At 67.2% G+C, this 26,039-nt stretch carries 24 protein-coding genes and 3 tRNA genes; 26 read left to right on the forward strand and 1 reads right to left on the reverse strand.

Going from position 1 to position 26,039, the window contains the following annotated elements; genetic code table 11:
• Positions 1 to 96: 96 nt before the first annotated feature.
• Entirely contained in the window at positions 97 to 402 is a 306-nt protein-coding gene (locus AB0E94_RS19970; protein WP_360328228.1) for a hypothetical protein, read from the reverse strand.
• Between the two features lie 472 nt (positions 403 to 874).
• Here AB0E94_RS19970 and AB0E94_RS19975 point away from each other — a divergent pair, with 472 nt between their 5' ends.
• From AB0E94_RS19975 to rplW, 26 genes are all read left to right on the forward strand, one after another.
• The gene (locus AB0E94_RS19975) at positions 875 to 3,403 is read left to right on the forward strand and encodes a bifunctional diguanylate cyclase/phosphodiesterase (protein ID WP_360328230.1); all 2,529 of its coding nucleotides are present in this window, start codon (positions 875 to 877) and stop codon (positions 3,401 to 3,403) included.
• A 95-nt stretch (positions 3,404 to 3,498) separates the two neighbouring features.
• Positions 3,499 to 3,571 (forward strand) — tRNA-Thr (locus AB0E94_RS19980).
• A 50-nt stretch (positions 3,572 to 3,621) separates the two neighbouring features.
• Positions 3,622 to 3,694, forward strand: a tRNA-Met gene (locus AB0E94_RS19985).
• A gap of 108 nt (positions 3,695 to 3,802) precedes the next feature.
• On the forward strand, positions 3,803 to 3,970 hold the full coding sequence (rpmG, locus tag AB0E94_RS19990; RefSeq protein WP_014687739.1) for a 50S ribosomal protein L33: 168 nt from the start codon (positions 3,803 to 3,805) through the stop codon (positions 3,968 to 3,970).
• Positions 3,971 to 4,107: 137 nt separating this feature from the next.
• Positions 4,108 to 4,554 (forward strand): MaoC family dehydratase N-terminal domain-containing protein, encoded by a 447-nt coding sequence (locus AB0E94_RS19995; RefSeq protein ID WP_317788734.1) that lies wholly within the window; start codon positions 4,108 to 4,110, stop codon positions 4,552 to 4,554.
• Positions 4,554 to 4,952 (forward strand): MaoC/PaaZ C-terminal domain-containing protein, encoded by a 399-nt coding sequence (locus AB0E94_RS20000; protein WP_360328232.1) that lies wholly within the window; start codon positions 4,554 to 4,556, stop codon positions 4,950 to 4,952. Before AB0E94_RS19995 ends, AB0E94_RS20000 begins: the two co-directional genes overlap by 1 nt.
• Before the next feature lie 81 nt (positions 4,953 to 5,033).
• Positions 5,034 to 5,106: transfer RNA gene (locus tag AB0E94_RS20005), tRNA-Trp, on the forward strand.
• Positions 5,107 to 5,212: 106 nt separating this feature from the next.
• Entirely contained in the window at positions 5,213 to 5,575 is a 363-nt protein-coding gene (secE, locus tag AB0E94_RS20010; protein WP_360328234.1) for a preprotein translocase subunit SecE, read from the forward strand.
• A gap of 57 nt (positions 5,576 to 5,632) precedes the next feature.
• Positions 5,633 to 6,337 carry a transcription termination/antitermination protein NusG gene (gene nusG, locus AB0E94_RS20015; RefSeq protein WP_317788731.1) on the forward strand — a complete coding sequence of 235 codons (705 nt, stop codon included), beginning with the start codon at positions 5,633 to 5,635 and terminating at the stop codon, positions 6,335 to 6,337.
• A gap of 77 nt (positions 6,338 to 6,414) precedes the next feature.
• On the forward strand, positions 6,415 to 7,131 hold the full coding sequence (gene rplA / locus AB0E94_RS20020) for a 50S ribosomal protein L1 (protein WP_360328236.1): 717 nt from the start codon (positions 6,415 to 6,417) through the stop codon (positions 7,129 to 7,131).
• Between the two features lie 94 nt (positions 7,132 to 7,225).
• Complete coding sequence (locus AB0E94_RS20025) at positions 7,226 to 8,008, forward strand: ATP-binding cassette domain-containing protein (protein ID WP_360328238.1); 783 nt, start codon at positions 7,226 to 7,228, stop codon at positions 8,006 to 8,008.
• Positions 8,005 to 8,703, forward strand: coding sequence for a hypothetical protein (locus tag AB0E94_RS20030; protein ID WP_360328240.1), 699 nt, complete (start codon positions 8,005 to 8,007; stop codon positions 8,701 to 8,703). Before AB0E94_RS20025 ends, AB0E94_RS20030 begins: the two co-directional genes overlap by 4 nt.
• A 296-nt stretch (positions 8,704 to 8,999) precedes the next feature.
• Positions 9,000 to 9,548 (forward strand): 50S ribosomal protein L10, encoded by a 549-nt coding sequence (gene rplJ / locus AB0E94_RS20035; protein WP_360328242.1) that lies wholly within the window; start codon positions 9,000 to 9,002, stop codon positions 9,546 to 9,548.
• Positions 9,549 to 9,599: 51 nt separating this feature from the next.
• On the forward strand, positions 9,600 to 9,980 hold the full coding sequence (gene rplL / locus AB0E94_RS20040; RefSeq protein WP_360328244.1) for a 50S ribosomal protein L7/L12: 381 nt from the start codon (positions 9,600 to 9,602) through the stop codon (positions 9,978 to 9,980).
• A gap of 601 nt (positions 9,981 to 10,581) precedes the next feature.
• Positions 10,582 to 14,022 (forward strand): DNA-directed RNA polymerase subunit beta, encoded by a 3,441-nt coding sequence (locus AB0E94_RS20045; protein ID WP_360328246.1) that lies wholly within the window; start codon positions 10,582 to 10,584, stop codon positions 14,020 to 14,022.
• Between the two features lie 90 nt (positions 14,023 to 14,112).
• Positions 14,113 to 18,003: a DNA-directed RNA polymerase subunit beta' gene (locus AB0E94_RS20050; RefSeq protein WP_360328248.1), complete on the forward strand. Its 3,891-nt coding sequence runs from the start codon at positions 14,113 to 14,115 to the stop codon at positions 18,001 to 18,003.
• A 97-nt stretch (positions 18,004 to 18,100) separates the two neighbouring features.
• Positions 18,101 to 18,415, forward strand: a complete 315-nt coding sequence (locus tag AB0E94_RS20055; protein WP_360328460.1) for a hypothetical protein — start codon at positions 18,101 to 18,103, stop codon at positions 18,413 to 18,415.
• A gap of 64 nt (positions 18,416 to 18,479) precedes the next feature.
• On the forward strand, positions 18,480 to 19,010 hold the full coding sequence (locus AB0E94_RS20060) for a hypothetical protein (protein WP_360328249.1): 531 nt from the start codon (positions 18,480 to 18,482) through the stop codon (positions 19,008 to 19,010).
• Between the two features lie 430 nt (positions 19,011 to 19,440).
• Entirely contained in the window at positions 19,441 to 19,815 is a 375-nt protein-coding gene (gene rpsL, locus AB0E94_RS20065) for a 30S ribosomal protein S12 (protein ID WP_014440718.1), read from the forward strand.
• Position 19,816: 1 nt separating this feature from the next.
• Positions 19,817 to 20,287 (forward strand): 30S ribosomal protein S7, encoded by a 471-nt coding sequence (gene rpsG, locus AB0E94_RS20070; RefSeq protein ID WP_097322781.1) that lies wholly within the window; start codon positions 19,817 to 19,819, stop codon positions 20,285 to 20,287.
• Positions 20,288 to 20,371: 84 nt separating this feature from the next.
• Positions 20,372 to 22,468, forward strand: a complete 2,097-nt coding sequence (gene fusA / locus AB0E94_RS20075; protein ID WP_360328251.1) for an elongation factor G — start codon at positions 20,372 to 20,374, stop codon at positions 22,466 to 22,468.
• A gap of 119 nt (positions 22,469 to 22,587) precedes the next feature.
• A complete protein-coding gene (gene tuf, locus AB0E94_RS20080; protein WP_106315560.1) occupies positions 22,588 to 23,781 on the forward strand; it encodes an elongation factor Tu in 1,194 nt (397 codons plus the stop codon).
• Positions 23,782 to 24,106: 325 nt separating this feature from the next.
• Positions 24,107 to 24,415 carry a 30S ribosomal protein S10 gene (rpsJ, locus tag AB0E94_RS20085; RefSeq protein WP_007073037.1) on the forward strand — a complete coding sequence of 103 codons (309 nt, stop codon included), beginning with the start codon at positions 24,107 to 24,109 and terminating at the stop codon, positions 24,413 to 24,415.
• Between the two features lie 10 nt (positions 24,416 to 24,425).
• On the forward strand, positions 24,426 to 25,085 hold the full coding sequence (gene rplC / locus AB0E94_RS20090; protein WP_360328253.1) for a 50S ribosomal protein L3: 660 nt from the start codon (positions 24,426 to 24,428) through the stop codon (positions 25,083 to 25,085).
• Positions 25,082 to 25,729 carry a 50S ribosomal protein L4 gene (gene rplD / locus AB0E94_RS20095; RefSeq protein ID WP_360328255.1) on the forward strand — a complete coding sequence of 216 codons (648 nt, stop codon included), beginning with the start codon at positions 25,082 to 25,084 and terminating at the stop codon, positions 25,727 to 25,729. Before rplC ends, rplD begins: the two co-directional genes overlap by 4 nt.
• Positions 25,726 to 26,028 (forward strand): 50S ribosomal protein L23, encoded by a 303-nt coding sequence (gene rplW / locus AB0E94_RS20100; RefSeq protein WP_360328257.1) that lies wholly within the window; start codon positions 25,726 to 25,728, stop codon positions 26,026 to 26,028. Before rplD ends, rplW begins: the two co-directional genes overlap by 4 nt.
• Positions 26,029 to 26,039: the final 11 nt, after the last annotated feature.

Here is a 26,039-nt window from a genome sequence, read left to right on the forward strand (position 1 = left end):
CCAGACCCACTTTCAACGCCACCCACCGGACCAACCGGGATGCTCATGCAACCCCAGGACACCGGACTGATCAAGTACCGGAGTTCCTTACATGACTCAGTCGGCGGCCCAGCGCTGATGCGATTCCCACGCGGCCTGTTTGGTGGTGCCGAGAGCGGCGCCGATCCGGGTCCAGGAGGCGCCGGCGGCACGAGCGGAGCGGATCATGGTCTGCCGCCCGTACCCGGCTTTCCGGATGATCACCTCACTGAGCGCGAGCATCTCGAGCATCTCGTCGGCGGAGAGCGCTGGTTCCTCGTCCGGGTCCATGGCGGCCAGGGCGTCGCGCATCCGGAGGATGTCGTAACGGTTCGTCGCCGTGGTGAGCGTGTGCCGCTGCTCCAACTCGTCCGGAGTGCTCATGTCGAGCAGCATTCCGTCAGGCTTTCCTGACGTCAACACGCCTTGACGACGGGCCGTAAATTTGTCTCACTTTGCCGCCTAAATCACCCGCAAAGCCGCTAATTCTTCAGGAGCGTGCCTGATGCGACGCTCAACCGTTCGGCCAGGATTTGCCCGAGCGTCGACACGACCCGCCGATGAACGCTCCCTGTCGCACAACTGGTGTGGCACCATCATGTGACCCCCACCTGATGCAGTCTTCGATAACGAGGAGCGAGCTATGTCCGCAAGGAAGCTGGGTCGCCTAGCCGGCTTGGTTTTCGTGCTAGTGGTGGCCTTCGGCGGGGCGAGTGTTGGGGCATTCACCGCAGACGAGGCCGCAGCTGCCGCGGTGCTGAACACGACGAACTTCGAGTGGAATTGATTTTCACTTCGTACTGAATCGTCGTCCTGAAGCGCTGGGCTGCCCGCACCGGCCGGAGAGGGGGGCTTGATGGCCACGCGCCCTCCGGCCAGACGGGCCAGTTCGCAGCGCGCGTGGTTGATCACCTACCCGCTCGCCCTGTTCGCCATGGTTTGCCTGGCCGTCTTCTGGATCGCCGAGCCCGACTGGTACCAGGAATGGCCCAAGGGCCTGCTCTTCTTCGTGGCCTATCTCGTCGCCTATCGCGACGTCTTCAACATCGTCATCTGGCGTAGCGCGTTCACCGTCGCGGTGACCGATGTCCCGCTGGTCCTCGCCCTGTTCTATCTGCCGCCGGTGATGGTGATCCTGGTGGTCGGCGGCGCCATTCTGGTCCAGCAGCTCTGGTCCCACGCACAGCCGGCCAAGATGGCGTTCAACACCGCCAAGTCGGCGGCCGGTAACTCGGCCGCGCTGCTGTTGATCGCGGCTCTGCCGGCGATCCGGGGCGCCGGGCCGGGCACGTGGGCCATCCTGGCGGTCGCCGCGGTCACCGTCGGACTGGTCGAGCTACTCAGCCTGGCCGGCGTGCTGAGCCTGGTCCAGGGCCTGCGAACCGGCCGGGACGCGTTGCGGGCCGGCCTGTCGGCGCTGATCGTGACCGGCATCAACGTCGTGGTCGGCCTGGTCTTCCTGGTGACCCTGGAGGCCGAGCCGTGGACTGCGATCCTGCTGGCCATCCTGGTCGCGGCCCTGGTAATGGTCCTCCGGTCGTATGCGGAGTTCTTCCGCCGCCACAAGACCCTCGCTGACGTCTACGAACTCACCCAGGCGGTGCGCGACGAGAGCGGCCGCAGCGGCCTGCCGGACGTGCTGCTCGGCCGGGTGCGCTCGCTCATGCAGTCGGAGTACGCGACGCTCTGGCTGGCCCCGCTGGACAGGCATCCCGAGGTGCTGCTCACCGCACGGGTCGAGCACAAGGGTCTCCTCGACATCTCGCCGATCCCGGAGGAGGTCCGCGACCACGCTGTGCAGACGCAGGCCGCCACCGCGGTGGGCAGCCGCTTCGCCGGGTCCGAGGATCTGCGTTCCGGCCTGCGGGCGGTCAAGGTCAAGGACGTGATCGTCGTCCCGTTGCGCTCCGGCCAGACGACGATCGGCACCCTGGAGGTGGCCAACCGCCTCGGCGACAACCGCACCTTCCGCGAGGCCGACGTGCAGGTGCTGGAGACGATCGCCGCGCACGCCGCGGTCGCGGTGGAGAATTCGCGGCTGGTCGACCGGCTGCGCTACGACGCGTACCACGACCGGCTGACCGGCCTGCCGAACCGCCGCCGGGTGATCGACGCGCTCGCCGAGGCGATCACGGTCCGGGCCGAGGACGAGGTCGTCGCGATCATGCTGTTCGACGTCGACGGCCAGCGGAACGTCAACGAGTCGATGGGCCACGCGGCAGGCGACAAGCTGCTGGTCGAGACGGCCGACCGGATCCGCGGCATAGCCGACCCGGGCGCGCTGGTCGGCCGGATCGGCGGTGACGAGTTCGTGGTCACTCTGCGGGCGCCGAGCATCGACGCGACGATCGAGATAGCCACCCGGATGCGGGAGCGGCTGCGCGGCCCGATGGCGGTCGGCTCGCTCACCCTGGATGTGAACACGGCGGTCGGCGTCTCGGTCTACCCCGACCACGGCAGCGATCCGGAGTCCCTGCTCCAGCGGGCCGAGCTGGCCGCCAACGCCGCCAAGGTCCTGCCGTACGGCGTGCAGCCCTTCCATCCGGCCCTGGAGTCCCGTGCGGTCCGCCGGCTGGGCATCGCCGCCGACCTGCGCCGGGCTCTCGACAACGACCAGCTGGAGGTCTACTTCCAGCCGAAGGTGACGCTCGCCGACCGGCACGTGGTGGGCGTCGAGTGCCTGGCCCGCTGGGTGCACCCGGCGCACGGCGAGGTCGCCCCGGAGGACTTCGTGGCGGTCGCCGAGCACACCGGCCAACTGGCCCGGCTCACCGAGTCGGTGCTGGTGGCCGGGTTGCGCCGGTGCCGGGCGTGGGCCGACGCGGAGCGCCCGTTCGCGATCGCGGTGAACCTGTCGGCCCGCATCCTGCTCGACTCCCGGTTCCCGGAGCTGGTCCGGGAGCTGCTGGAGGAGCACGGGGTGGACCCGGGGCTGGTCACCTTCGAGATCTCCGAGCCGGGCATGCTCAGCGACATCGAGCGGGTCCTGCCGTCCCTCTACCGGTTGCGCGATCTGGGTGTCCGGCTGAGTGTCGACGACTTCGGCACCGGCGCCTCCTCGCTGGCCTATCTGCGGCAGTGGCCGGTGCACGAGGTGAAGATCGACGACAGTTTCGTGCAGGGGATGGCGACCGACTCCGGTGATCTCGCGATCGTCCGGGCGGTGATCGGGCTCTCCCGCGAGTTCGGTCTCACCGTGGTGGCCGAGGGCGTGGAGAGCGAGCTCACCCTGGAGTTGCTGGAGGAAATGGGCTGCGAGATCGGCCAGGGATATCTGTTCAGCCGACCGTTGCCATTCGAGCGACTGGAGGCCTGGCTGAATGCCCAGACCGAGCCCGAGTCCACTCCCACCGGAGAGGTCAGAAGGCTCCGAGCCGTGATCTGACCAGGTATTTCATGGGAAGGGGGGTACTGATTTCACCCCCACTCCCAGGCCGTGTAGTCTTACCCATGCAGCAAGCGAGAGATCGCGAGCGGCAAGCCCCCTTAGCTCAGTCGGCAGAGCGTCTCCATGGTAAGGAGAAGGTCTACGGTTCGATTCCGTAAGGGGGCTCTACCGGGTTCGTTCCGCCTTGCCTGGCGCTGGACATGTGAGCCTGGCTCGGCGGTGTAGCTCAGATGGCAGAGCAAGCGGCTCATAATCGCTGTGTCGCCGGTTCAAGTCCGGCCACCGCTACTTTCCTGTGGAACCCCAACCTGGGGCACCACTTTGCGAAGCGGCGGACCGAGCGTCTACGCTGGTTCGTCGTCAGTAAGTAAACCGTTAGCAGGAAGGCACCCCGCCGTGGCCAAGGCGACCGACGTCCGTCCGAAGATCACCCTGGCGTGCACGGAGTGCAAGGACCGGAACTACATCACCAAGAAGAACCGGCGCAACGACCCCGACCGGGTTGAGCTGAAGAAGTTCTGCCCCCGCGACGGGAAGCACACCCTGCACCGCGAGACTCGCTGAGCACTCGCAGCCAACAGCTTCTCTCTACGCCGTTCAGACCAAGGTCTGGGCGGCGTAGAGCTGTTTCTGCACCCCGGACGATATTTCTGCACTCATAGTGCTATTTCTCGGCCGGGTGGGGCGGGTAGTTTGTGGACATGCCTCTGGACCAATCCTTCGTGGGCCGCAGCTGGCCGCCCACCGAGCCCTATCTGGTCGGCCGCGAGAAGATCCGGGAGTTCGCGCGCGCGATCGGCGCCACCGACGCGGAGTATCACGATCCCGAGGCGGCCCGTGCGCTCGGCTACGCCGATGTGGTGGCCCCGCCCACCTTCCCGGTCGCGATCACGATGCCGGCCAGCCGTGAGGTCGTCGCCGACCCCGCGCTGGGCGTCGACTACAGCCGGGTCGTCCACGGCGACCAGCGGTTCCTGTACACCCGTCCGGTCGTCGCCGGTGACGCCCTGGTCTGCGTCAACACGGTCGAGGAGATCCTCAGCCGGGGTGGGCACGAGTTCCTCACCACCCGCACCGACGTGACAACCGAGGCCGGCGAGCCGGTCGTGACCGTCTGGTCGAAACTCGTGGTGCGGGGAGAGGACTGATGACCACAGGAGAGCTGGCGCCGCAGACCTTCCGGATCACCCGGGCCGATCTGATCCGCTACGCGGGCGCCTCGGGCGACTTCAACACCATCCACTGGAGTGACCGGATCGCCACCGGAGTGGGACTGCCCGGCGTCATCGCGCACGGCATGTTCACGATGGCTCTGGTGGGTCGCGCGGTCACCACGTGGGCCGGCGCCGCGGACGCGGTTGTCGAGTTCAGCGTGCGTTTCAGCCGGCCCGTTCCGGTGCCCGACACCGACGAGGGGACCGAGGTCGTCGTGTCCGCTGCGGTGAAGGAGGTCACCGAGGAGGGACACACTCGGCTGAGCCTGACTGCGACGTGCAACGGGGACAAGGTACTGTCCATGGCACAGGCGCTCATCAGGAAGCGGTAGCCCGGGTTTCGATTAAGCCGGGCGTACCCGTACACTGGTGCGCCGTGGGGTTCTGAAGTCGCAAGACGACAGGTCCCGCAAAGGGGTGTAGCTCAATTGGCAGAGCAGCGGTCTCCAAAACCGCAGGCTGCAGGTTCAAGTCCTGTCACCCCTGCGCAATCCTCCTGACGTGCCCGCCCGGTGCGCGGTCCGCACTGCTTCCGCGTCCGGTCGGGTTCTGAAGGATCATCCAGAACCACCGACGACGGAAGTAGGGCGAAGTGGCCGAGAAGGACCGCCCCGGTGACGACGTCCCCGGCGACGACGAGGTTTTCGCCGACGCCGTCGACGGTGACGTGCCGGATGACGACGCGCTGGTGACCAGTGGCGCCGGCGGTACCGCTGTCGCCGAGCGTACGAAGGACGAGAGCCCCAAGGCCAAGAGGTCCGGCCGTGGCCCGCTCGGCCGGGTCGGTGGTTTCTTCCGCGAGGTCACGAGCGAGCTCCGTAAGGTCATCTGGCCGACTCGCAAGGAGCTTCTGACCTACACCGGCGTGGTGATCGTCTTCGTGGTGATCATGACCGCCCTGGTGGCCGGTCTGGACTACGGGTTCGGTAAGGCGATCCTCTGGGCGCTGGGCTGATCCGCGACAGCGGAGCCCGGCCCCGAACCGTAGAGACTTATCTGGAAGTGAGCGAGCGTGCCTGAGTACGACGACGAGACCACTGACGAGCAGTCGTCGCTGGACATCGACGAGTCGGTGGAGACGGCCGACGAGTCTGCCGTGGCCCAGGCGCCCGAGGTCGACGAGGACTACGACCCGGTCAAGGAGCTGCGGCAGAAGCTGCGGTACGCCCCCGGCGACTGGTACGTGGTGCACTCCTACGCCGGTTACGAGAACAAGGTCAAGACCAACCTCGAGACCCGGATCACGAGCCTCGACATGGAGGACTTCATCTTCCAGGTCGAGGTGCCGACCCGCGAAGAGGTCGAGGTCAAGAACGGCAAGCGCAACCAGGTGCAGGCCAAGGTCTTCCCCGGCTACATCCTGGTCCGGATGGACCTGACGCCGGAGTCGTACTCCTGCGTGCGCAACACCCCTGGCGTGACCGGCTTCGTGGGCGCCACCGACCGGGTCGACCGGCCGGCGCCGCTCTCCCTCGACGAGGTGCTGAAGTGGCTGGCCCCGGCCGTCCAGGCCGAGGAGAAGAAGGCGAAGCCCGAGGTCAAGGTGCTCGACTTCGAGGTGGGCGACTCGGTCACCGTCACCGACGGCGCGTTCGCGTCGCTGCCGGCCTCGATCAGCGAGATCAACGCCGACCAGCAGAAGCTCAAGGTCCTGGTGTCGATCTTCGGCCGGGAGACCCCGGTCGAGCTGAACTTCAACCAGGTCACCAAGATCTGATCGCCGGATCCCCGGCGATGTCAGTGGGAGGGGCCACCGTCGCGTGGCCCCGCCAACAACCACAGGAGTAATCAGTAATGGCACAGCGCAGCAAGGCCTACCGGGCCGCCGCGGAGAAGATCGACTCCAACAAGCTCTACGAGCCGAAGGACGCGATCGCCCTCGCCAAGGAGACCAGCCCGAGCAAGTTCGACGCCACCGTCGAGGTCGCCATGCGCCTCGGTGTCGACCCGCGTAAGGCCGACCAGATGGTCCGTGGCACCGTCAACCTGCCGCACGGCACCGGCAAGACCGCCCGCGTCATCGTGTTCGCCCAGGGCGCGAAGGCCGAGGAGGCCGTCGCGGCCGGCGCCGACGAGGTCGGCACCGACGAGCTCGTCGCCCGGATCCAGGGTGGCTGGCTGGACTTCGACGCCGCGATCGCGACGCCGGACCAGATGGCCAAGATCGGCCGGATCGCCCGCATCCTCGGCCCGCGTGGCCTGATGCCGAACCCGAAGACCGGCACCGTCACCGTCGACGTGACCAAGGCCGTCAACGAGATCAAGGGCGGCAAGATCACCTTCCGGGTGGACAAGCACTCGAACCTGCACCTGATCATCGGCAAGGCGTCCTTCTCGCCGGAGCAGCTGATCGACAACTACGCCGCGGTCCTCGACGAGGTCCTGCGTTCGAAGCCGTCCGCGGCCAAGGGCAAGTACCTGAAGAAGGTCACCATCGCCACCACGATGGGCCCCGGCGTCCAGGTCGACCCGAACGTGCAGAAGAACCTGCAGGGCGACCCCAACGCCTGACATACCGCTTCACGCCGAGCCCCCGGGATTCCCCGGGGGCTCGGCGCTTTTCCGGGCCTGCGTCCGGGGCACGGTCTGTGGCAGGCTGTCGGCCGTGCGTTTCGACGATGTCTGGTTCCGGTACGCCCGCCGCGCCCCGTGGACACTGCACGAGGTCGGCGCCACCATCGACCCGGGCCGGACGATCGTGGTCCTCGGCCGCAACGGAGCCGGCAAGTCCACGCTGCTCCAGCTGGCGGCCGGTGTGCTGCGCCCGACCCGCGGCGTGGTCCGCGACCGGCCGGCCGTCGTCGGCTGGGTCCCGGAGCGTTTCCCGGCCACCCAGCCGTTCACCACGTTCGGCTACCTGAGCGCGATGGCCGAGATCCGGGGCCTGCCGTCGGCCACCGCCGACCCCTGGATCGAGCGCCTGGGGCTCACCCCGCACGCCGACACCCCGCTCGCCGAACTGTCCAAGGGCACCGCGCAGAAGGTCGGCCTCGCCCAGGCGCTGCTCACCCCACCCGGCCTGCTGGTCCTGGACGAGCCCTGGGAAGGCCTGGACGCGCCCTCCCGCGAGCTGATCCCGCAGATCGTCGCCGAGGTCACCGCGGCCGGCGGCACGGTCCTGGTCAGCGATCACCGCGGCGAGATCGCCAACCTGCCGGACGCCCTGCACTGGACGATCGCCGACGGCACGCTGCACGTCGAACCGGCCCCGCCCGCGGCCGACGAGGTGGTGATCGAGGTCGCGGTTCCGCGACCGGACGCGGCCGCCGCGGTGGACCGGCTTCGTGCGGCCGGTCACCGTGTCCTGGGGGTCCGGGAGATCTCTCCAGCAGCGGTACGCCCAGAGCACCCCACAATCGTGTCGGAGCAGACGGGGGAGCAGTGGTGATCGCGCTCACCCGGATGCGGCTGAACGGGTTCGTGCACGGCGGCCGGGCCACCGCACCCCTGATCACCGTGCTGGCCGTCCTGTTCATCCTGTACAGCGGCGGCCCGTCGTCGGCCTCGGCTGCCTACAGCTACTCCGCCGCCTGCCTGTTCCCGATCCTGGCCTGGCTCGCCAAGCTGGTGCTGGACACCGAGCCGGACGCCCAGCGCCGACTGGCCCGCCTGGCTGTCGGCCCGGTCCGGGAGGCCACTGCCGGCCTGCTCGCCGCCGTGATCCTGTGCGCCGGCGTGTGCGTGCTGGGGATGTTGGCGCCGCTGCCGTTCCGTGCTGTCCGGGGCCCTGAGCCGGGCTCGCTGGAGCCGAGCCTGCCCGCGGGTGTGCTGCTCGGTGTTCTCGCGCACGTCCTGGCCGTGGCCGCCGCGGTGACGCTGGGCGCGCTGGCCAGCCGCGCGGTCACCCGCCGGATCCTGCCGGGCGTGGCGATCCTGGTGAGCGGCTCGATCCTGACCGTCGTGCTCGGTCTGAGCGACTCGATCGCCCCGTGGCTGGCGCCACCCGTGATGGCGACGTCACGAGCGCTGAGCGGGCGTGTCGCCCCGTCCGCGGTGGACCTGACCGTCCTGATCGCCTGGGCGGCACTGTGGTGCACCGTGGTCCTGTCCCTCTACGCCCGCTTGCGCCGCGACCGCTCCTGACCGACGCGAACGGGCGGGACGGGGTCGATTTGGTTTTCGGCGGCGGGTCCGCGTACTCTCACATCTTGAAGTTCCACCCATAGACCGCTGGTCGCCGCAACGACCGTCATCACGACGGACGTCGCGGCCGAAGGTCCCGCTGAAAGCGGGCGACCCGTGCAGGGGAGAACGGTTCGTGATCGTCGGCCGCGCCCGTGCGCGTGTGTTCGAGTCCGCCCCGTGCCCTTGCGCCGGGGCGTTTGCTTTTTCTTGCGGACCCTCTCGACCAGTGGCTGAAGCACTGAGAGAGGAGGGACATGGCGGACAAGCCGGTCCGGGCCGACAAGGCTTCGGCCGTCCTGGAGCTCACGGATCACTTCCGTGAGTCGGCGGCCACCGTGTTGACCGAATACCGCGGTCTCACCGTGAAGGAGCTCACCGAGCTCCGTCGCTCGCTGGGCAGCGAGGCCAAGTACGCGGTCGCGAAGAACACGCTCGCGAAGCGTGCGGCGGCTGACGCGGGCATCGAGGGCCTCGATGACGCTCTGTTCACCGGTCCTACCGCGCTCGCCTTCGTGCGGGGCGACGTGGTCGAGGCGGCCAAGGGCCTTCGTGCCTTCGCCAAGGCCCACCCCGTTCTGGTCATCAAGGGCGGTGTCTTCGAGGGCAAGGCTCTCACGGCGGAGGAGGTCAACAAGCTTGCTGACCTCGAGTCCCGTGAGGTGCTGCTGGCCAAGCTGGCCGGCGCCATGAAGGCGAACCTCAGCAAGGCCGCTGCCACGTTCCAGGCGCCCCTCACCAAGACGGTGCGCACGGTCGAGGCTCTGCGGGCGCAGCGCGAGCAGGCCGGTTCTGCCGAGGCCTGAGGCCTCGCACGAACCGTTAAACGTCAAAGTACTTAGGAAAGGTTGCCTCACATGGCGAAGATCAGCACCGAAGACCTGCTCGAGGCCTTCAAGGAGATGACCCTCATCGAGCTCTCCGAGTTCGTGAAGCAGTTCGAGGACGTCTTCGACGTCAAGGCTGCCGCCCCGGTCGCCATCGCCGGCCCGGCCGGCCCGGCCGCGACCGAAGAGGTCGTCGAGAAGGACTCGTTCGACGTCGTGCTCGAGGGCGACGGTGGCAAGAAGATCCAGGTCATCAAGGTCGTGCGTGAGCTGACCGGCCTGGGCCTCAAGGAGGCCAAGGACGCCGTCGAGTCCGCCCCCAAGGCGATCCTCGAGGGTGTCAACAAGGAGAAGGCCGAGGCCGCCAAGGCCAAGCTCGAGGGCGAGGGCGCGAAGGTCACCCTCAAGTGATCTAACGCTCCACAGCGTTCTGCTTCGATGGCGGGGATCCGTAACGGATCCCCGCCGTTGTCGTTCCCACTGTGATTCGGGCTGCTCAGAGCCGCCCTTCGGCGGCGCCGTCGACCCCGGCGGCAAAGACTGCCAAAGCTCGCAAATCATGCGCTAAGGTCCGTTTGGTGTGCCGGGCGGATGACCGCGACCGTCCGACCCGCGGCACAGCCCTTGACTGTGTGTCGGCGGGCAGGCACGCTGACATCAGCAAGTTTCCGCGCTTGCGACAGCCGCCCTATGGGTAACGGGGGTTTACCACCGATACCCGTCGGACCGGCACCAGAGGAGATTGCCGCGTTTCTTGAGCGGCCCCGTCACGGCACTGACCGCGGATGCGCAGGTCAGCGGCGATGGGGACACGTTCCGCAGGCAACCTCGGGTGTGGGGCTGGACAGCGGTTAGCCGAGCGGCTACACTGCTAGTTTGCGCTGCCTTCTGCCTTGCCTTCGACTGAGATATCCATGTGGATAACTCTCTTGGGGGCTCATTGGAGTGCACGCAGACCAGTTGCACCAGCAACTCAGCCGCATAGCAGCACCGGTCCTCGGAAGGACGCATCTTGGCAGCTTCCCGCCCTGCGAAGACCAGCCGTACGTCGAGCGCTTACGCACCCCGCCGGGTCTCTTTCGGCCGGATCACCGAGCAGCTAGAGGTCCCCAACCTCCTCGCCCTCCAGACGGAGTCGTTCGACTGGCTGGTCGGCAACGAGGCTTGGCAGGCCCGGACGACGGACGACCCGCACGCCCACTCGGGCCTCGCAGAGATCCTCGAAGAGATCAGTCCCATTGAGGACTTCTCCGGCACCATGTCGCTGTCCTTCTCATCTCCGCGCTTCGACGAGGTCAAGGCCTCGATCGAGGAGTGCAAGGAGAAGGACCTGACCTACTGTGCCCCGCTGTTCGTGACCGCGGAGTTCACCAACAACACCACTGGCGAGATCAAGAGCCAGACCGTGTTCATGGGTGACTTCCCGATGATGACCCCCAAGGGGACGTTCGTCATCAACGGCACCGAGCGGGTCGTGGTGAGTCAGCTCGTCCGTTCGCCGGGCGTGTACTTCACCAAGGAGCCGGACAAGACCTCCGACCGCGACCTCACCAGCGTCAAGGTCATCCCGAGCCGGGGTGCCTGGCTGGAGTTCGACATCGACAAGCGCGACACCGTCGGTGTCCGCATCGACCGTAAGCGCCGGCAGGCCGTCACCGTCCTGCTGAAGGCGATCGGCTGGTCCGCCGACCAGATCCGTGAGCGGTTCGGCTGGTCCGAGCTCCTCATGACGACGCTGGAGAAGGACCACATCGCGGGGCAGGACGAGGCCCTGTTGGACATCTACCGCAAGCTGCGTCCTGGCGAGCCGCCGACGCGCGAGAACGCCCAGACCCTGCTCGACAACCTCTTCTTCAACCCGAAGAGGTACGACGTCGCCAAGGTCGGCCGTTACAAGTTCAACAAGAAGCTCGAGATCGACGTCCCGATCGTCCGGGGCACGCTCTCCGAGGAAGACATCGTCAAGACCGTGGAATACCTCTGCCGGCTGCACGCCGGTGAGGACGGTTACGAAGCGGACGACATCGACCACTTCGGCAACCGGCGTCTGCGTACGGTCGGCGAGCTCATCCAGAACCAGGTCCGCGTGGGCCTCTCCCGGATGGAGCGCGTCGTCCGCGAGCGGATGACCACCCAGGACGTCGAGGCGATCACCCCGCAGACCCTGATCAACATCCGGCCCGTCGTGGCCGCGATCAAGGAGTTCTTCGGCACCTCGCAGCTGTCGCAGTTCATGGACCAGACCAACCCGCTCGCGGGTCTGACCCACCGCCGCCGTCTGTCGGCGCTGGGTCCCGGTGGTCTGAGCCGTGAGCGGGCCGGCTTCGAGGTTCGCGACGTGCACCCGTCCCACTACGGCCGGATGTGCCCGATCGAGACGCCCGAAGGCCCGAACATCGGTCTGATCGGTGCTCTCTCGACGTTCGCGCGGGTCAACCCGTTCGGCTTCATCGAGACGCCGTACCGGAAGGTCGACGACGGCGTCGTCAGCGACGAGGTGCACTACCTCACCGCTGACGAGGAGGACCGTTTCATCAAGGCCCAGGCGAACGCCGTGCTGTCCAGCGACGGCACCTTCGCCGAGGACCGCGTCCTGGTCCGCCGTAAGGGCGGTGAGGTCGACTACGTGCCCGGCACCGAGGTCGACTACATGGACGTCTCGCCGCGACAGATGACCTCGGTCGCGACCGCGATGATCCCCTTCCTCGAGCACGACGACGCCAACCGTGCCCTCATGGGCGCGAACATGCAGCGTCAGGCCGTTCCGCTGGTCAAGGCCGAGTCGCCGCTCGTCGGCACCGGCATGGAGTACCGCGCCGCGGTCGACGCCGGTGACGTGGTCGTCGCCGAGGTCGGTGGCGTGGTCGAGGACCTGTGCGCCGACTACGTGACGGTGCACCAGGACGACGGTCACCGCCGTACCTACCTGCTGCACAAGTTCCGCCGCTCGAACGCCGGCTCCTGCGTCAACCAGAAGCCGATCGTGTTCGAGGGTGACCGGGTCGAGGCCGGCCAGGTCATCGCCGACGGTCCCTGCACCGACGAGGGCGAGATGGCCCTCGGCCGCAACCTCCTGGTCGCGTTCATGTGCTGGGAAGGCCACAACTACGAGGACGCGATCATCCTGTCGCAGCGCCTCGTGCAGCAGGACGTCCTCACCTCGATCCACATCGAGGAGCACGAGGTCGACGCCCGTGACACCAAGCTCGGCCCGGAAGAGATCACCCGCGACATCCCGAACGTCAGCGAAGAGATGCTGGCCGACCTGGACGAGCGCGGCATCATCCGGATCGGCGCCGAGGTCGTCCCCGGCGACATCCTGGTCGGCAAGGTCACGCCCAAGGGCGAGACCGAGCTGACCCCGGAGGAGCGCCTGCTCCGCGCGATCTTCGGTGAGAAGGCCCGGGAGGTCCGGGACACCTCGCTGAAGGTTCCGCACGGCGAGACCGGCACCGTCATCGGTGTCCGGACGTTCTCCCGCGAGGACGGCGACGAGCTGCCCCCCGGCGTGAACGAGCTGGTCCGGGTCTACGTCGCCCAGAAGCGGAAGATCCAGGACGGTGACAAGCTCGCCGGCCGCCACGGCAACAAGGGCGTCATCTCCAAGATCCTGCCGGTCGAGGACATGCCGTTCCTGGAGGACGGCACCCCGGTCGACATCGTGCTCAACCCGCTCGGTGTGCCCTCGCGTATGAACATCGGCCAGGTTCTGGAGACCCACCTCGGGTGGATCGCCAAGACCGGCTGGGAGGTCGAGGGCGAGGACGAGGACTGGAAGCGCCAGCTCCGGTCGATCGAGGCCCACGAGTCCCCCGCCGACAGCAACGTCGCGACCCCGGTCTTCGACGGCGCCCAGGAGGAGGAGATCAAGGGTCTGCTCGAGTCGACGCTGGTCAACCGCGACGGTAAGCGGCTGGTCAACGGCGACGGCAAGGCGCAGCTGTTCGACGGTCGCTCCGGTGAGCCGCTGCCGGACCCGATCTCGGTCGGCTACGTCTACATCCTCAAGCTGAACCACCTGGTCGACGACAAGATCCACGCTCGGTCGACCGGCCCGTACTCGATGATCACGCAGCAGCCGCTGGGTGGTAAGGCGCAGTTCGGTGGCCAGCGGTTCGGCGAGATGGAGTGCTGGGCCATGCAGGCCTACGGGGCGGCTTATGCCCTGCAGGAGCTGCTCACCATCAAGTCCGACGACGTCCTCGGCCGAGTGAAGGTCTACGAGGCCATCGTCAAGGGCGAGAACATCCCGGAGCCGGGAATCCCGGAGTCGTTCAAGGTGCTTCTCAAGGAGCTCCAGTCGCTGTGCCTGAACGTCGAGGTGCTGTCCAGCGACGGTGTGGCGCTCGAGATGCGTGAGACCGACGACGAGGTCTTCCGGGCCGCGGAGGAACTCGGTATCGACCTGTCGCGTCGCCCGAACGAGGGCGTCAGCAGCGTCGAGGAGATCTGACGGAAGGCGGCCCCGGGTTCGTATGAGCCAGGGGCCGCCACCCGCCGGCCTTGAATTCACCCGAGCAACGAAACACGAGGGATAGTCCAAGTGCTCGACGTCAACTTCTTCGACGAGTTGCGCATCGGCCTTGCTACCGCTGACGACATCCGGCAGTGGTCGCACGGCGAGGTCAAGAAGCCCGAGACGATCAACTACCGCACCCTCAAGCCCGAGAAGGACGGACTCTTCTGCGAGAAGATCTTCGGTCCGCAGCGGGACTGGGAGTGCTACTGCGGTAAGTACAAGCGGGTCCGGTTCAAGGGCATCATCTGTGAGCGCTGCGGCGTCGAGGTGACCCGTTCCAAGGTCCGCCGTGAGCGCATGGGTCACATCGAGCTGGCCGCCTCGGTGACCCACATCTGGTACTTCAAGGGTGTCCCGAGTCGTCTCGGCTACCTGCTGGACCTGGCGCCCAAGGACCTCGAGAAGATCATTTACTTCGCCTCGTACGTGGTCACGAGCGTTGACGCCGAGTCGCGTCACCGTGACATGTCCACCATCGAGAACGAGATCTTCGCCGAGAAGCGCCAGTCCGAGAACGGCCGTGACTCGGAGATCGAGAAGCGGGCCGCCAAGCTGGAGCAGGACCTGGCCGAGCTCGAGGCCGAGGGTGCCAAGGCCGACGTGCGCCGCAAGGTCAAGGAAGCCGGCGAGCGCGAGATGCGCCAGATCCGGGACAAGGCCCAGCGCGAGATCGACCGCCTCGACGAGGTGCTCGACACCTTCCGCAAGCTCGACTCCAAGCAGCTGGTCACCGACGAGCTGCTCTACCGCGAGCTGCGCGACCGCTTCGGTGAGTACTTCACCGGTGGCATGGGCGCCGAGGCCATCAAGGCCCTGCTCGAGAACATGGACCTGGACGCCGAGGCGGAGAACCTCCGGGAGATCATCCGCACCGGTAAGGGTCAGCGGAAGATCCGGGCGCTCAAGCGGCTCAAGGTCGTCGCGGCGTTCCTGAACACCCGCAACTCGCCGCTCGGCATGGTCCTGGACTGCGTTCCGGTCATCCCGCCGGACCTGCGCCCGATGGTGCAGCTCGACGGTGGCCGTTTCGCGACCTCCGACCTGAACGACCTGTACCGCCGGGTCATCAACCGGAACAACCGCCTCAAGCGACTGATCGACCTCGGCGCGCCCGAGATCATCGTCAACAACGAGAAGCGGATGCTCCAGGAGGCCGTCGACGCGCTGTTCGACAACGGCCGTCGTGGCCGGCCGGTCACCGGTCCGGGTAACCGCCCGCTGAAGTCGCTCTCCGACATGCTCAAGGGCAAGCAGGGCCGGTTCCGTCAGAACCTGCTCGGCAAGCGGGTCGACTACTCCGGTCGTTCCGTCATCGTCGTCGGCCCCCGGCTCAAGCTGCACCAGTGCGGCCTGCCGAAGCAGATGGCGCTGGAGCTGTTCAAGCCGTTCGTGATGAAGCGCCTGGTCGACCTGAACCACGCGCAGAACATCAAGTCCGCCAAGCGGATGGTCGAGCGGCAGCGCCCGGTCGTGTGGGACGTCCTCGAAGAGGTCATCTCCGAGCACCCGGTTCTGCTGAACCGTGCGCCGACCCTGCACCGCCTCGGCATCCAGGCCTTCGAGCCGCAGCTGGTCGAGGGCAAGGCCATCCAGATCCACCCGCTCGTCTGCACCGCGTTCAACGCGGACTTCGACGGTGACCAGATGGCGGTCCACGTGCCGCTGTCGGCCGAGGCTCAGGCCGAGGCCCGGATCCTGATGCTGTCGTCGAACAACATCCTCAAGCCGGCCGACGGCAAGCCGGTCACCATGCCCACCCAGGACATGGTCATCGGTCTGTACCACCTGACCCACCAGACGGCGGGCGCCAAGGGCGAAGGCCGGGTGTTCAGCTCGGACGCCGAGGCCCGGATGGCGTTCGACAACGGTGAGCTGCACCTCCAGGCGTCCATCAAGGTTCGCCTCCGTGAGGTCATCGGCGTGGACAACGGCGCCAAGGGCGAGACCTGGGTCGCGCCCGAGGACTGGGTGGAGGGCGACCAGGTTCTGGTCGAGACCACCCTGGGCCGGGTCATCTTCAACGAGACGCTGCCCCCGGGGTACCGGTTCGTCAACTACGAGATCCGTAAGGGTCAGCTGTCGGCGATCGTCAACGACCTCGCCGAGCGCTTCCCCAAGGTCGCCCTGGCCGCGACCCTGGACGCGCTCAAGGAGGCCGGCTTCCACTGGGCCACCTGGTCCGGTGTGACGATCGGCATGGGCGACGTCATCGGTCCTCCGCGCAAGCCGGAGATCCTCCAGCGTTACCAGGGGGAGGCGGACCAGATCGACAAGCAGTACCAGCGCGGTCTGATCACCTCCGAGGAGCGCCGTAGCGAGCTCATCGACATCTGGACCAAGGCGACCAACGAGATCTCCAAGGAGATGGAGACCGCGCTGCCGCAGGAGAACCCGCTCTGGGTCATGATCAACTCCGGCGCCCGCGGTAACCTCCTCCAGCTCCGGCAGATCGCCGCGATCCGTGGTCTGGTGGCCAACCCCAAGGGCGAGATCATCCCGCGGCCGATCACCTCGTCGTACCGTGAGGGTCTGACCGTTCTGGAGTACTTCATCTCCACGCACGGCGCCCGTAAGGGTCTGGCCGACACCGCGCTGCGTACCGCCGACTCGGGTTACCTGACCCGTCGTCTGGTGGACGTCTCGCAGGACGTCATCATCCGCGAAGAGGACTGCGGCACCGAGCGCGCGATCCCGATGCAGGTGGGCGAGCGCGAGGCGGACGGCAAGCTGGTCGTCCACGTGCACGCCGAGACCGGTGTGCACGCACGGACGCTGGCCGACAACATCACCGACTCGGCCGGCAACCTGGTTGTGGCCCGTGGTGACGACCTCAACTCGATCCTGGTCGACAAGCTGGTCGCCGCGGGTGTCGAGAACGTGCGGGTCCGCAGCGTGCTCACCTGTGAGTCGAAGCTGGGCGTCTGCGCGGCCTGCTACGGCCGCTCGCTGCCGACCGGCAAGTCGGTCGACATCGGTGAGGCCGTCGGCATCATCGCGGCCCAGTCCATCGGTGAGCCCGGCACGCAGCTGACGATGCGTACCTTCCACACCGGTGGTGTCGCGGGTGAGGACATCACCCAGGGTCTGCCGCGTGTGCAGGAGATCTTCGAGGCCCGTGTGCCCAAGGGCAAGGCGCCCATCGCCGACACCCCGGGACGCGTGCGGATCGAGGACGGCGAGCGTTCTCGCAAGATCATCGTGGTGCCGGACGACGGCAGCGAGGAGATCGTGTACGACAAGATCTCCAAGCGCGTCAAGCTGCGCATCCCGGACGGCGGCCACGTCGGCGTCGGCGAGAAGCTCACCGAGGGCACCATCGACCCGCACGAGCTGCTGCGCATCATGGGCCCGCGCGCGGTCCAGGTCCACCTGACCAGTGAGGTCCAGGAGGTCTACCGCTCGCAGGGTGTGCTCATCCACGACAAGCACATCGAGATCATCATCCGCCAGATGCTCAAGCGGGTCACGGTCATCGATTCCGGCGCGACCGAGTTCCTTCCGGGAATCCTGGTCGACCGGGCGCTCTTCGAGTCGGAGAACCGCCGGCTCGTGGGCGAGGGTGGCGAGCCCGCCGCCGGTCGTCCGGTGCTGATGGGTATCACCAAGGCCTCGCTGGCGACCGACTCCTGGCTGTCGGCGGCCTCCTTCCAGGAGACCACCCGGGTGCTCACCGACGCTGCGATCAACTCGCGCAGCGACTCGCTGGTGGGCCTCAAGGAGAACGTCATCATCGGTAAGCTCATCCCGGCCGGTACCGGTATCTCCAAGTACCGGAACATCCGGGTCGAGCCGACCGAGGAGGCCAAGGCCAAGGTGTACTCGATGACCGGGTACCCGGAGACCGACTACGGCTTCGGGCCGGCCAGCGGGCAGGCTGTGCCGCTGGACGACTTCGACTTCGGGTCGTACCGCTAAGGATCTCCACATGGGGCGGTCGCGCATGGCGCGGCCGCCCCATGGGCGTTCCTAAGATGGGTTGGTGACTCTTCCCGTCGTACCCACGCGCCACCCGATGGACCCGGAGCCGGTGCCGTCGACGAAGGCCCGGGCCGTCTTCGCGCTCGGCCTGGTGGGTCTGCTCACCGGCCCGCTCGTGGGCGGGGTGATCCCGGCCACCATGGCGCTGCTGCTGGCCCGCCAGTCGGCCCGGCAGGCCTATGCGGCGGGCGGCTATCTGACCGGCTCGGCGTGGATCCGCCGCGGGCAGCGGCTGGCCTGGGGTGGCCTGGTGCTGGCGCTCACCGCGCTGGTGGTGCTCCTGATCGCCGGGCTGCTCCACCTGGCCGCGGCGCCGACCGGGCAGGACTTCGCACCCGGCACCGACTGAAACGGGCTCCACAGCCGCACAGGGTGGGCTGCCGGAGTGCCCGTACGGGTGACATGCTTTCGATATGACGTATCCACCGGGCCCGCCGTACCAGCCGTCGTTCGGCCCGCCGCCGCCGTCGCCGTACAGTGCGCCGCCCGCGCCGTATGCGTCGCCCTACGGCTACGTGCAGCCGCCACCGCCCGCCGCGACCTCGTGGCAGCCGGAGCGGGTGGATCAGGTGACCGGCACCGGGTTCGGTCTGGTGCATCTCCAGGTGCCGCCGATCACCTCGGGTGCGGCGATCGGGTCGCTGGTGGCCGGCATCGGTGCGATCCTGGTCTCGTTCGCGGTGCTCTGCTTCGGGCTGACCGGGGCGGAGGAGGGCTGGGGCGGTTGGACCGGCGGGGCGTTCACGCTGCTCAGCGTGATGGCCTGTGCGGGCGCGGTGACTCTCGGTGTGGTGGCCCGCCGGCAGATCGGCAGGCCACTGGTGCCGGGCCGGGTCCGGTTCACCGGGCGTGGGCTGAGCACGGCCGGGATCGTGTGCGGGATCACCGGCGCCGCACTGTCCGTGCTGGCGCTCGGGCTGGGCCTGGCCGTGCAGTTGTCATAGGTGCTCAACGCCGTTGTGACAGTGCGGAAAGCGCAGATCCGGCACCGCAGGGATGGCACGCAGGAGTACCCGGTACACTGGTATACGGAGATGTCCATCGTGGGAGCCTGGGCTCATTTTGACCTGGGTGCGCAGGGTGGGTAGTCTTTCCCCTCGTGCCCGGGCTCGCCCGGGCAACTCGTGCGTGCACCCGTTTCGGAACGTGCGACGGGTTACAGCACCACGACGGACAGGGCTCATGAAGGGCTCTGTTCACACAGACAACATCCGGGGCGCGTGAACCTTTCACGCGCGACGGAACCGTGAGCCGGACGACACGCCCGACCGCGGGTGCGGGACACTCCCCACCGGGGAGGGGCCGGCACACAGAGGCAGAAATACACGGTGCGGCCGTATTACAGGAAGCGGCCGAAGGGAGCGGAGAAACCCGGTGCCCACGATCCAGCAGCTGGTCCGCAAGGGCCGCCAGGCGAAGACGAGCAAGACGAAGACGCCGGCGCTGAAGGGAAGTCCTCAGCGGCGCGGCGTGTGCACGCGCGTGTACACCACTACCCCCAAGAAGCCGAACTCTGCGCTGCGCAAGGTCGCTCGTGTGAAGCTCAGCAGCCAGATCGAGGTGACGGCGTACATCCCGGGCGTCGGCCACAACCTGCAGGAGCACTCGATCGTGCTCGTGCGTGGCGGTCGTGTGAAGGACCTTCCGGGCGTCCGCTACAAGATCGTTCGTGGTTCGCTGGACACCCAGGGCGTCCGGAACCGCAAGCAGGCCCGCAGCCGTTACGGCGCGAAGAAGGAGAAGAGCTGACATGCCGCGTAAGGGACCCGCTCCGCGCCACCCTGTGGTCGCAGACCCGGTGTACAACTCCCCGCTGGTAACGCAGCTGGTCAACAAGATCCTGGTCGGCGGCAAGCGTCAGCTCGCCGAGCGCATCGTGTACGGAGCCCTGGAAGGCGCCCGCGAGAAGAGCGGCACCGACCCCGTGGTGATCCTCAAGCGCGCGATGGACAACGTCAAGCCGACCCTCGAGGTCCGCAGCCGCCGCGTCGGTGGCGCGACCTACCAGGTTCCGGTCGAGGTTCGTACCCCGCGCCAGACCACTCTCGGTCTGCGCTGGCTGGTCCAGTACTCCAAGGCCCGCCGCGAGAAGACCATGATCGAGCGCCTCCAGAACGAGCTGCTCGACGCCAGCAACGGCCTCGGCGCCGCGGTCAAGCGTCGCGAGGACACTCACAAGATGGCGGAGTCCAACAAGGCCTTCGCGCACTACCGCTGGTAAGACCCTGCTGCGGGCCCGGCATCCGCCGGGCCACGGCAGTCGTACCGGTCCACGAGACGACGACGAAGAAAAGTAGGGATGGAAGTGGCCGCCGCAGACGCGCTCGCCAAGGTACGCAACATCGGCATCATGGCGCACATCGACGCTGGTAAGACCACGACGACCGAGCGAATCCTGTTCTACACCGGCATCACGTACAAGATCGGTGAGGTCCACGAGGGCGCCGCCGTCATGGACTGGATGGAGCAGGAGCAGGAGCGCGGTATCACCATCACTTCCGCCGCCACCAAGTGCGAGTGGAAGGGTCACACGATCCAGATCATCGACACGCCCGGCCACGTCGACTTCACGGTCGAGGTCGAGCGGTCGCTGCGCGTGCTCGACGGCGCGGTGGCGGTCTACGACGGCGTCGCCGGCGTGGAGCCCCAGACCGAGAACGTCTGGCGTCAGGCGGACAAGTACAACGTCCCCCGGATGTGCTTCGTCAACAAGCTGGACCGGACCGGCGCGGACTTCTTCCGCTGCGTGCAGATGATGATCGACCGGCTCAACGCGACTCCGCTGGTCCTGCAGATCCCGATCGGGCTCGAGGGCGACCACATCGGTGTCGTCGACCTGATCGAGAATCGCGCGCTCACCTGGCGTGGGGAGACCCAGAAGGGTGAGGACTACGCCATCGAGGAGATCCCGGCCGACCTCGTCGACCAGGCCGCCGAGTGGCGCGAGAAGCTCATCGAGACCCTCGCGGACGTCGACGACGCCGTGATGGAGAAGTACCTCGAAGGCGAAGAGGTTTCGGTCGAGGAGATCAAGGCCGCCATCCGGCGCGCCACGATCGCCAGCAAGGCCAACCCGGTCCTCTGTGGCTCGGCGTTCAAGAACAAGGGTGTGCAGCCGATGCTGGACGCCGTTGTCGAGTTCCTGCCGTCGCCGCTGGACATCCCGGCCATCGAGGGCACCGCGACGGACGGCGAGACGCCGATCCTGCGCAAGCCGTCGAACGAGGAGCCCTTCTCGGCGCTGGCCTTCAAGATCCAGACCGACAAGCACCTCGGCAAGCTCACGTACGTCCGGGTCTACTCCGGAACGCTCGAGACCGGTACTCAGGTGATCAACTCCACCAAGGACCGGAAAGAGCGGATCGGCAAGATCTACCAGATGCACGCGAACAAGCGTGAGGAGCGTTCGACCGCGCAGGCCGGCGACATCATCGCCGTCCAGGGTCTGAAGCAGACCACCACCGGTGACACGCTCAGCGACCCGGCCAAGCCGGTCATCCTGGAGTCGATGACCTTCCCGGAGCCGGTCATCCAGGTCGCCATCGAGCCGAAGACCAAGTCGGACCAGGAGAAGCTGGGCACCGCGATCCAGCGTCTGGCCGAGGAGGACCCGACCTTCCGCGTCTTCAACGACGAGGAGACCGGGCAGACCATCATCGCCGGCATGGGCGAGCTCCACCTCGACATCCTCGTCGACCGCATGCGGCGCGAGTTCAGCGTCGAGGCGAACATCGGTAAGCCGCAGGTGGCGTACCGCGAGACGATCCGCGGCACCGTGGAGAAGCTCGACTACGTGCACAAGAAGCAGACCGGTGGCTCCGGCCAGTACGCGAAGGTCATCGTCAAGGTCGAGCCCCTGGGCCTCGAGGCTGACGGCCCGACCTACGAGTTCGTCAACGCCGTCACCGGTGGCCGTATCCCCAAGGAGTTCATCCCCTCGGTGGACGCGGGCGCGCAGGACTCCCTGCAGTACGGCGTCCTCGCCGGCTACCCGCTGGTGGGTGTCAAGTTCACGCTGCTGGACGGTCAGTACCACGAGGTCGACTCGTCCGAGATGGCGTTCAAGATCGCCGGCTCGATGGCGATGAAGGAAGCGGCCCGCAAGGCCGACCCGGCTCTCCTCGAGCCGATGATGGCCGTTGAGGTCACCACCCCTGAGGACAACATGGGTGACGTCATCGGCGACCTCAACTCCCGCCGCGGCATGATCCAGTCGATGGAGGAGCGCCACGGCGCCCGCGTCGTCAAGGCTCTGGTGCCGCTGTCGGAGATGTTCGGCTACGTCGGCGACCTGCGGTCGAAGACTGCGGGCCGGGCGAGCTACAGCATGCTGTTCGACTCCTACGCCGAGGTTCCTCAGAACGTGGCTAAGGAGATCATCGCTAAGGCCACCGGCGCCTGATGCGGTGAGGCACGTGCGGCCTGTCGAGGGCCGCACGTGCACTAGCAGTCGACAGAGTCCTGAGCGCCTTATCGGCGTGCCGGGCGAAAAGAATTGATCCAGTCCACAGGAGGACACCAGTGGCGAAGGCGAAGTTCGAGCGGACTAAGCCGCACGTCAACATCGGCACCATTGGTCACATCGACCACGGTAAGACGACGCTGACTGCGGCCATCACGAAGGTCCTGCACGACGAGTTCCCGGACCTGAACCCGTACACCCCGTTCGACGAGATCGACAAGGCGCCGGAGGAGAAGGCCCGCGGCATCACGATCTCGATCGCGCACGTCGAGTACCAGACCGCGGCGCGTCACTACGCGCACGTGGACTGCCCCGGCCACGCCGACTACATCAAGAACATGATCACCGGTGCCGCGCAGATGGACGGCGCGATCCTGGTGGTCGCCGCGACCGACGGCCCGATGCCGCAGACCAAGGAGCACGTGCTCCTGGCCCGCCAGGTCGGCGTTCCGTACATCGTCGTCGCCCTGAACAAGAGCGACATGGTCGAGGACGAGGAGCTCCTGGAGCTCGTCGAGCTCGAGGTTCGCGAGCTGCTCAGCACCTACGAGTTCCCGGGCGACGACCTGCCGGTCGTGCGCGTCTCGGCGCTCAAGGCCCTCGAGGGTGACCCCGAGTGGACCGGCAAGCTCCTCGAGCTGATGAACGCGGTCGACACCGCGATCCCGCAGCCCGAGCGTGAGACCGAGAAGCCGTTCCTCATGCCGATCGAGGACGTGTTCACGATCACCGGTCGTGGCACCGTCGTCACCGGCCGGGCCGAGCGTGGCATCCTCAAGCCGAACGAGGAGGTCGAGATCGTCGGCATCCGCGAGAAGTCGACCAAGACCGTCTGCACCGGCATCGAGATGTTCCGCAAGCTGCTCGACGAGGCCCGCGCGGGTGAGAACGTCGGTCTGCTGCTCCGCGGCATCAAGCGCGAGGACGTCGAGCGCGGCATGGTCGTCGTGAAGCCCGGCACCTCTACTCCGCACACGGAGTTCGAGGGCCAGGTCTACATCCTCTCGAAGGAGGAGGGTGGCCGGCACACGCCGTTCTTCCAGAACTACCGGCCGCAGTTCTACTTCCGTACCACGGACGTCACCGGCGTCGTCACGCTGCCCGAGGGCACCGAGATGGTCATGCCCGGCGACTCCACCTCCATGTCCGTGAAGCTGATCCAGCCGATCGCCATGGACCAGGGTCTGAAGTTCGCGATCCGTGAGGGTGGCCGCACCGTCGGCGCCGGAACGGTCACGAAGATCACCAAGTAATTGAGGGTTTCGGCCCTCAGGTGACCCCGATTAGCAATGTCGGATTCAATCCGGCATACTAGTCAGGTTGCGTCCGCGCGGGGTGGGTAGCCGCTTTATGGTTGCCCACCCTCGCCGGGTGTCCGGGTGTGTTCTGTTTGCCGCCCGACACCACAGATCCCCGTGATCGACTGGAGTGCCTAGCACTCTGCCCGGGCTCCATCGGCCCAGGGGCGCGACACGCCCGACCGCGGGGGTCGGACAACGCAGGATCAACGGTCCTGCGGGCATGCGGAGGTACCGCTTCCGCACGTAGCGGCATCGAGAGAAGGAAACAGAAGCCACCATGGCGGGACAGAAGATCCGCATCCGGCTCAAGGCCTATGACCACGAGGTCGTCGACTCCTCGGCGCGGAAGATCGTCGAGACGGTGACGCGTACCGGGGCGCAGGTCGCGGGCCCGGTGCCGCTGCCCACGGAGATCAACCGTTTCTGCGTGATCCGTTCGCCGCACAAGTACAAGGACTCGCGCGAGCACTTCGAGATGCGCACGCACAAGCGTCTGATCGACATCATCGACCCGACCCCGAAGACGGTCGACTCGCTCATGCGTCTCGACCTTCCGGCTGGCGTCGACATCGAGATCAAGCTGTAGGGACCGGACAATGGACAGGCAAGTTAAGGGGATCCTGGGCGCCAAGCTCGGCATGACCCAGGTCTGGGACAACAACAAGGTCGTCCCGGTAACCGTGGTGCAGGCCGGCCCTTGCGTCGTGACCCAGGTCCGTACCGATGAGAAGGACGGCTACGCGGCTGTCCAGCTGGCGTACGGCGCCATCGACCCGCGGAAGGTGAACAAGCCGGAGAGCGGCCAGTTCGCCAAGGCCGGCGTTTCGCCGCGCCGCCACATCGTCGAGCTGCGCACCGTGGACGCGAGCGAGTACGAGCTCGGCCAGGAAGTCACCGTCGAGGCGTTCGCGGCCGGTCAGCCGGTCGACGTCACCGGTAAGACCAAGGGCAAGGGCTACGCCGGTGTCATGAAGCGTCACGGCTTCCACGGCCTGCGCGCGAGCCACGGTGTCGAGCGCAAGCACCGCTCGCCCGGCTCGATCGGCGCCTGCGCGACCCCCGGTCGCGTCTTCAAGGGCGTCAAGATGGCCGGTCGCATGGGTGGCAAGCGCTTCACCGTGCAGAACCTGGTGATCCAGGCGGTCGACACCGAGCGCAACCTGATCCTGGTCCGCGGCGCGGTGCCCGGTCCCAAGGGCGCGCTGATCCTGGTCCGCACCGCCGCGAAGAAGACCGCGAAGGGTGGTGCCAAGTGAGCTCGGTTGACGTGATCAACGCCGAGGGCGCCAAGGCCGGCTCTGTCGACCTGCCCGCGAACGTCTTCGACGTTCAGGCGAACATCCCGCTGATGCACCAGGTCGTCGTGGCGCAGCTGGCCGCGGCCCGTCAGGGCACGCACAAGGCCAAGACGCGCGGCGAGGTCGCCGGCGGCGGCAAGAAGCCGTACAAGCAGAAGGGCACCGGTCGCGCCCGTCAGGGCTCGATCCGCGCGCCGCAGTTCACCGGCGGTGGCGTCGTGCACGGTCCCGTGCCGCGCGACTACAGCCAGCGGACCCCCAAGAAGATGAAGGCCGCCGCTCTGCGTGGGGCCCTCTCCGACCGGGCTCGTGACGGCCGTCTCTACGTGGTCGAGTCCTTCGTCTCCGGCGAGAAGCCGTCGACCAAGGCCGCTGTCGCGACGCTGCGGAAGGTCGCCCAGACCACCAAGGTCCTGGTCGTTCTGGACAGCCAGGACGAGCTGAACTGGGTGTCGCTGCGCAACGAGCCGTCCGTGCACCTCATCGAGGCCGGCCAGCTCAACACCTACGACGTGCTGGTCGCCGACGAGGTGGTCTTCACGAAGGTCGCGCTCGACGAGTTCCTGGGCGGGTCCGAGAAGTCCGAGGAGGGCGACAAGTGAGCACGATCGCCGACCCGCGCGACATCATCTTCGCGCCGGTGGTCTCCGAGAAGAGCTACAGCGTTCTCGACCAGAACTGGTACACGTTCGAGGTCCGTCCGGACGCGAACAAGACCCAGATCAAGATCGCGATCCAGCAGATCTTCAACGTCCGCGTGCTGACCGTGAACACGGCGAACCGCGAGGGCAAGCGCAAGCGCACCAAGACCGGTTGGGGTCAGCGCAAGGCGACCAAGCGCGCGATGGTGAAGCTGGCTGACGGTGACCGTATCGAGGCCTTCGGCGGCCCGGTCAGCTAAGGGGTTTGTGA

It is taken from the genome of Actinoplanes sp. NPDC026670 (assembly GCF_040638175.1).
Lineage (GTDB): Bacteria > Actinomycetota > Actinomycetes > Mycobacteriales > Micromonosporaceae > Actinoplanes.

What these genes read in the sequence shown, in the direction of transcription:
- AB0E94_RS20000 (WP_360328232.1), top strand. Translation starts at nt 4,554, where the DNA reads ATGACCACAGGAGAGCTGGCGCCGCAGACCTTCCGGATCACCCGGGCC.
- rplJ (WP_360328242.1), top strand. Translation starts at nt 9,000, where the DNA reads ATGGCGGACAAGCCGGTCCGGGCCGACAAGGCTTCGGCCGTCCTGGAG.
- AB0E94_RS20055 (WP_360328460.1), top strand. Translation starts at nt 18,101, where the DNA reads ATGGACCCGGAGCCGGTGCCGTCGACGAAGGCCCGGGCCGTCTTCGCG.
- rpsG (WP_097322781.1), top strand. Translation starts at nt 19,817, where the DNA reads ATGCCGCGTAAGGGACCCGCTCCGCGCCACCCTGTGGTCGCAGACCCG.
- rplC (WP_360328253.1), top strand. Translation starts at nt 24,426, where the DNA reads ATGGACAGGCAAGTTAAGGGGATCCTGGGCGCCAAGCTCGGCATGACC.
- rplL (WP_360328244.1), top strand. Translation starts at nt 9,600, where the DNA reads ATGGCGAAGATCAGCACCGAAGACCTGCTCGAGGCCTTCAAGGAGATG.
- AB0E94_RS19970 (WP_360328228.1), bottom strand. Translation starts at nt 402, where the DNA reads ATGAGCACTCCGGACGAGTTGGAGCAGCGGCACACGCTCACCACGGCG.
- rplA (WP_360328236.1), top strand. Translation starts at nt 6,415, where the DNA reads ATGGCACAGCGCAGCAAGGCCTACCGGGCCGCCGCGGAGAAGATCGAC.
- AB0E94_RS20060 (WP_360328249.1), top strand. Translation starts at nt 18,480, where the DNA reads ATGACGTATCCACCGGGCCCGCCGTACCAGCCGTCGTTCGGCCCGCCG.
- AB0E94_RS19975 (WP_360328230.1), top strand. Translation starts at nt 875, where the DNA reads ATGGCCACGCGCCCTCCGGCCAGACGGGCCAGTTCGCAGCGCGCGTGG.
- AB0E94_RS19995 (WP_317788734.1), top strand. Translation starts at nt 4,108, where the DNA reads ATGCCTCTGGACCAATCCTTCGTGGGCCGCAGCTGGCCGCCCACCGAG.
- rpsJ (WP_007073037.1), top strand. Translation starts at nt 24,107, where the DNA reads ATGGCGGGACAGAAGATCCGCATCCGGCTCAAGGCCTATGACCACGAG.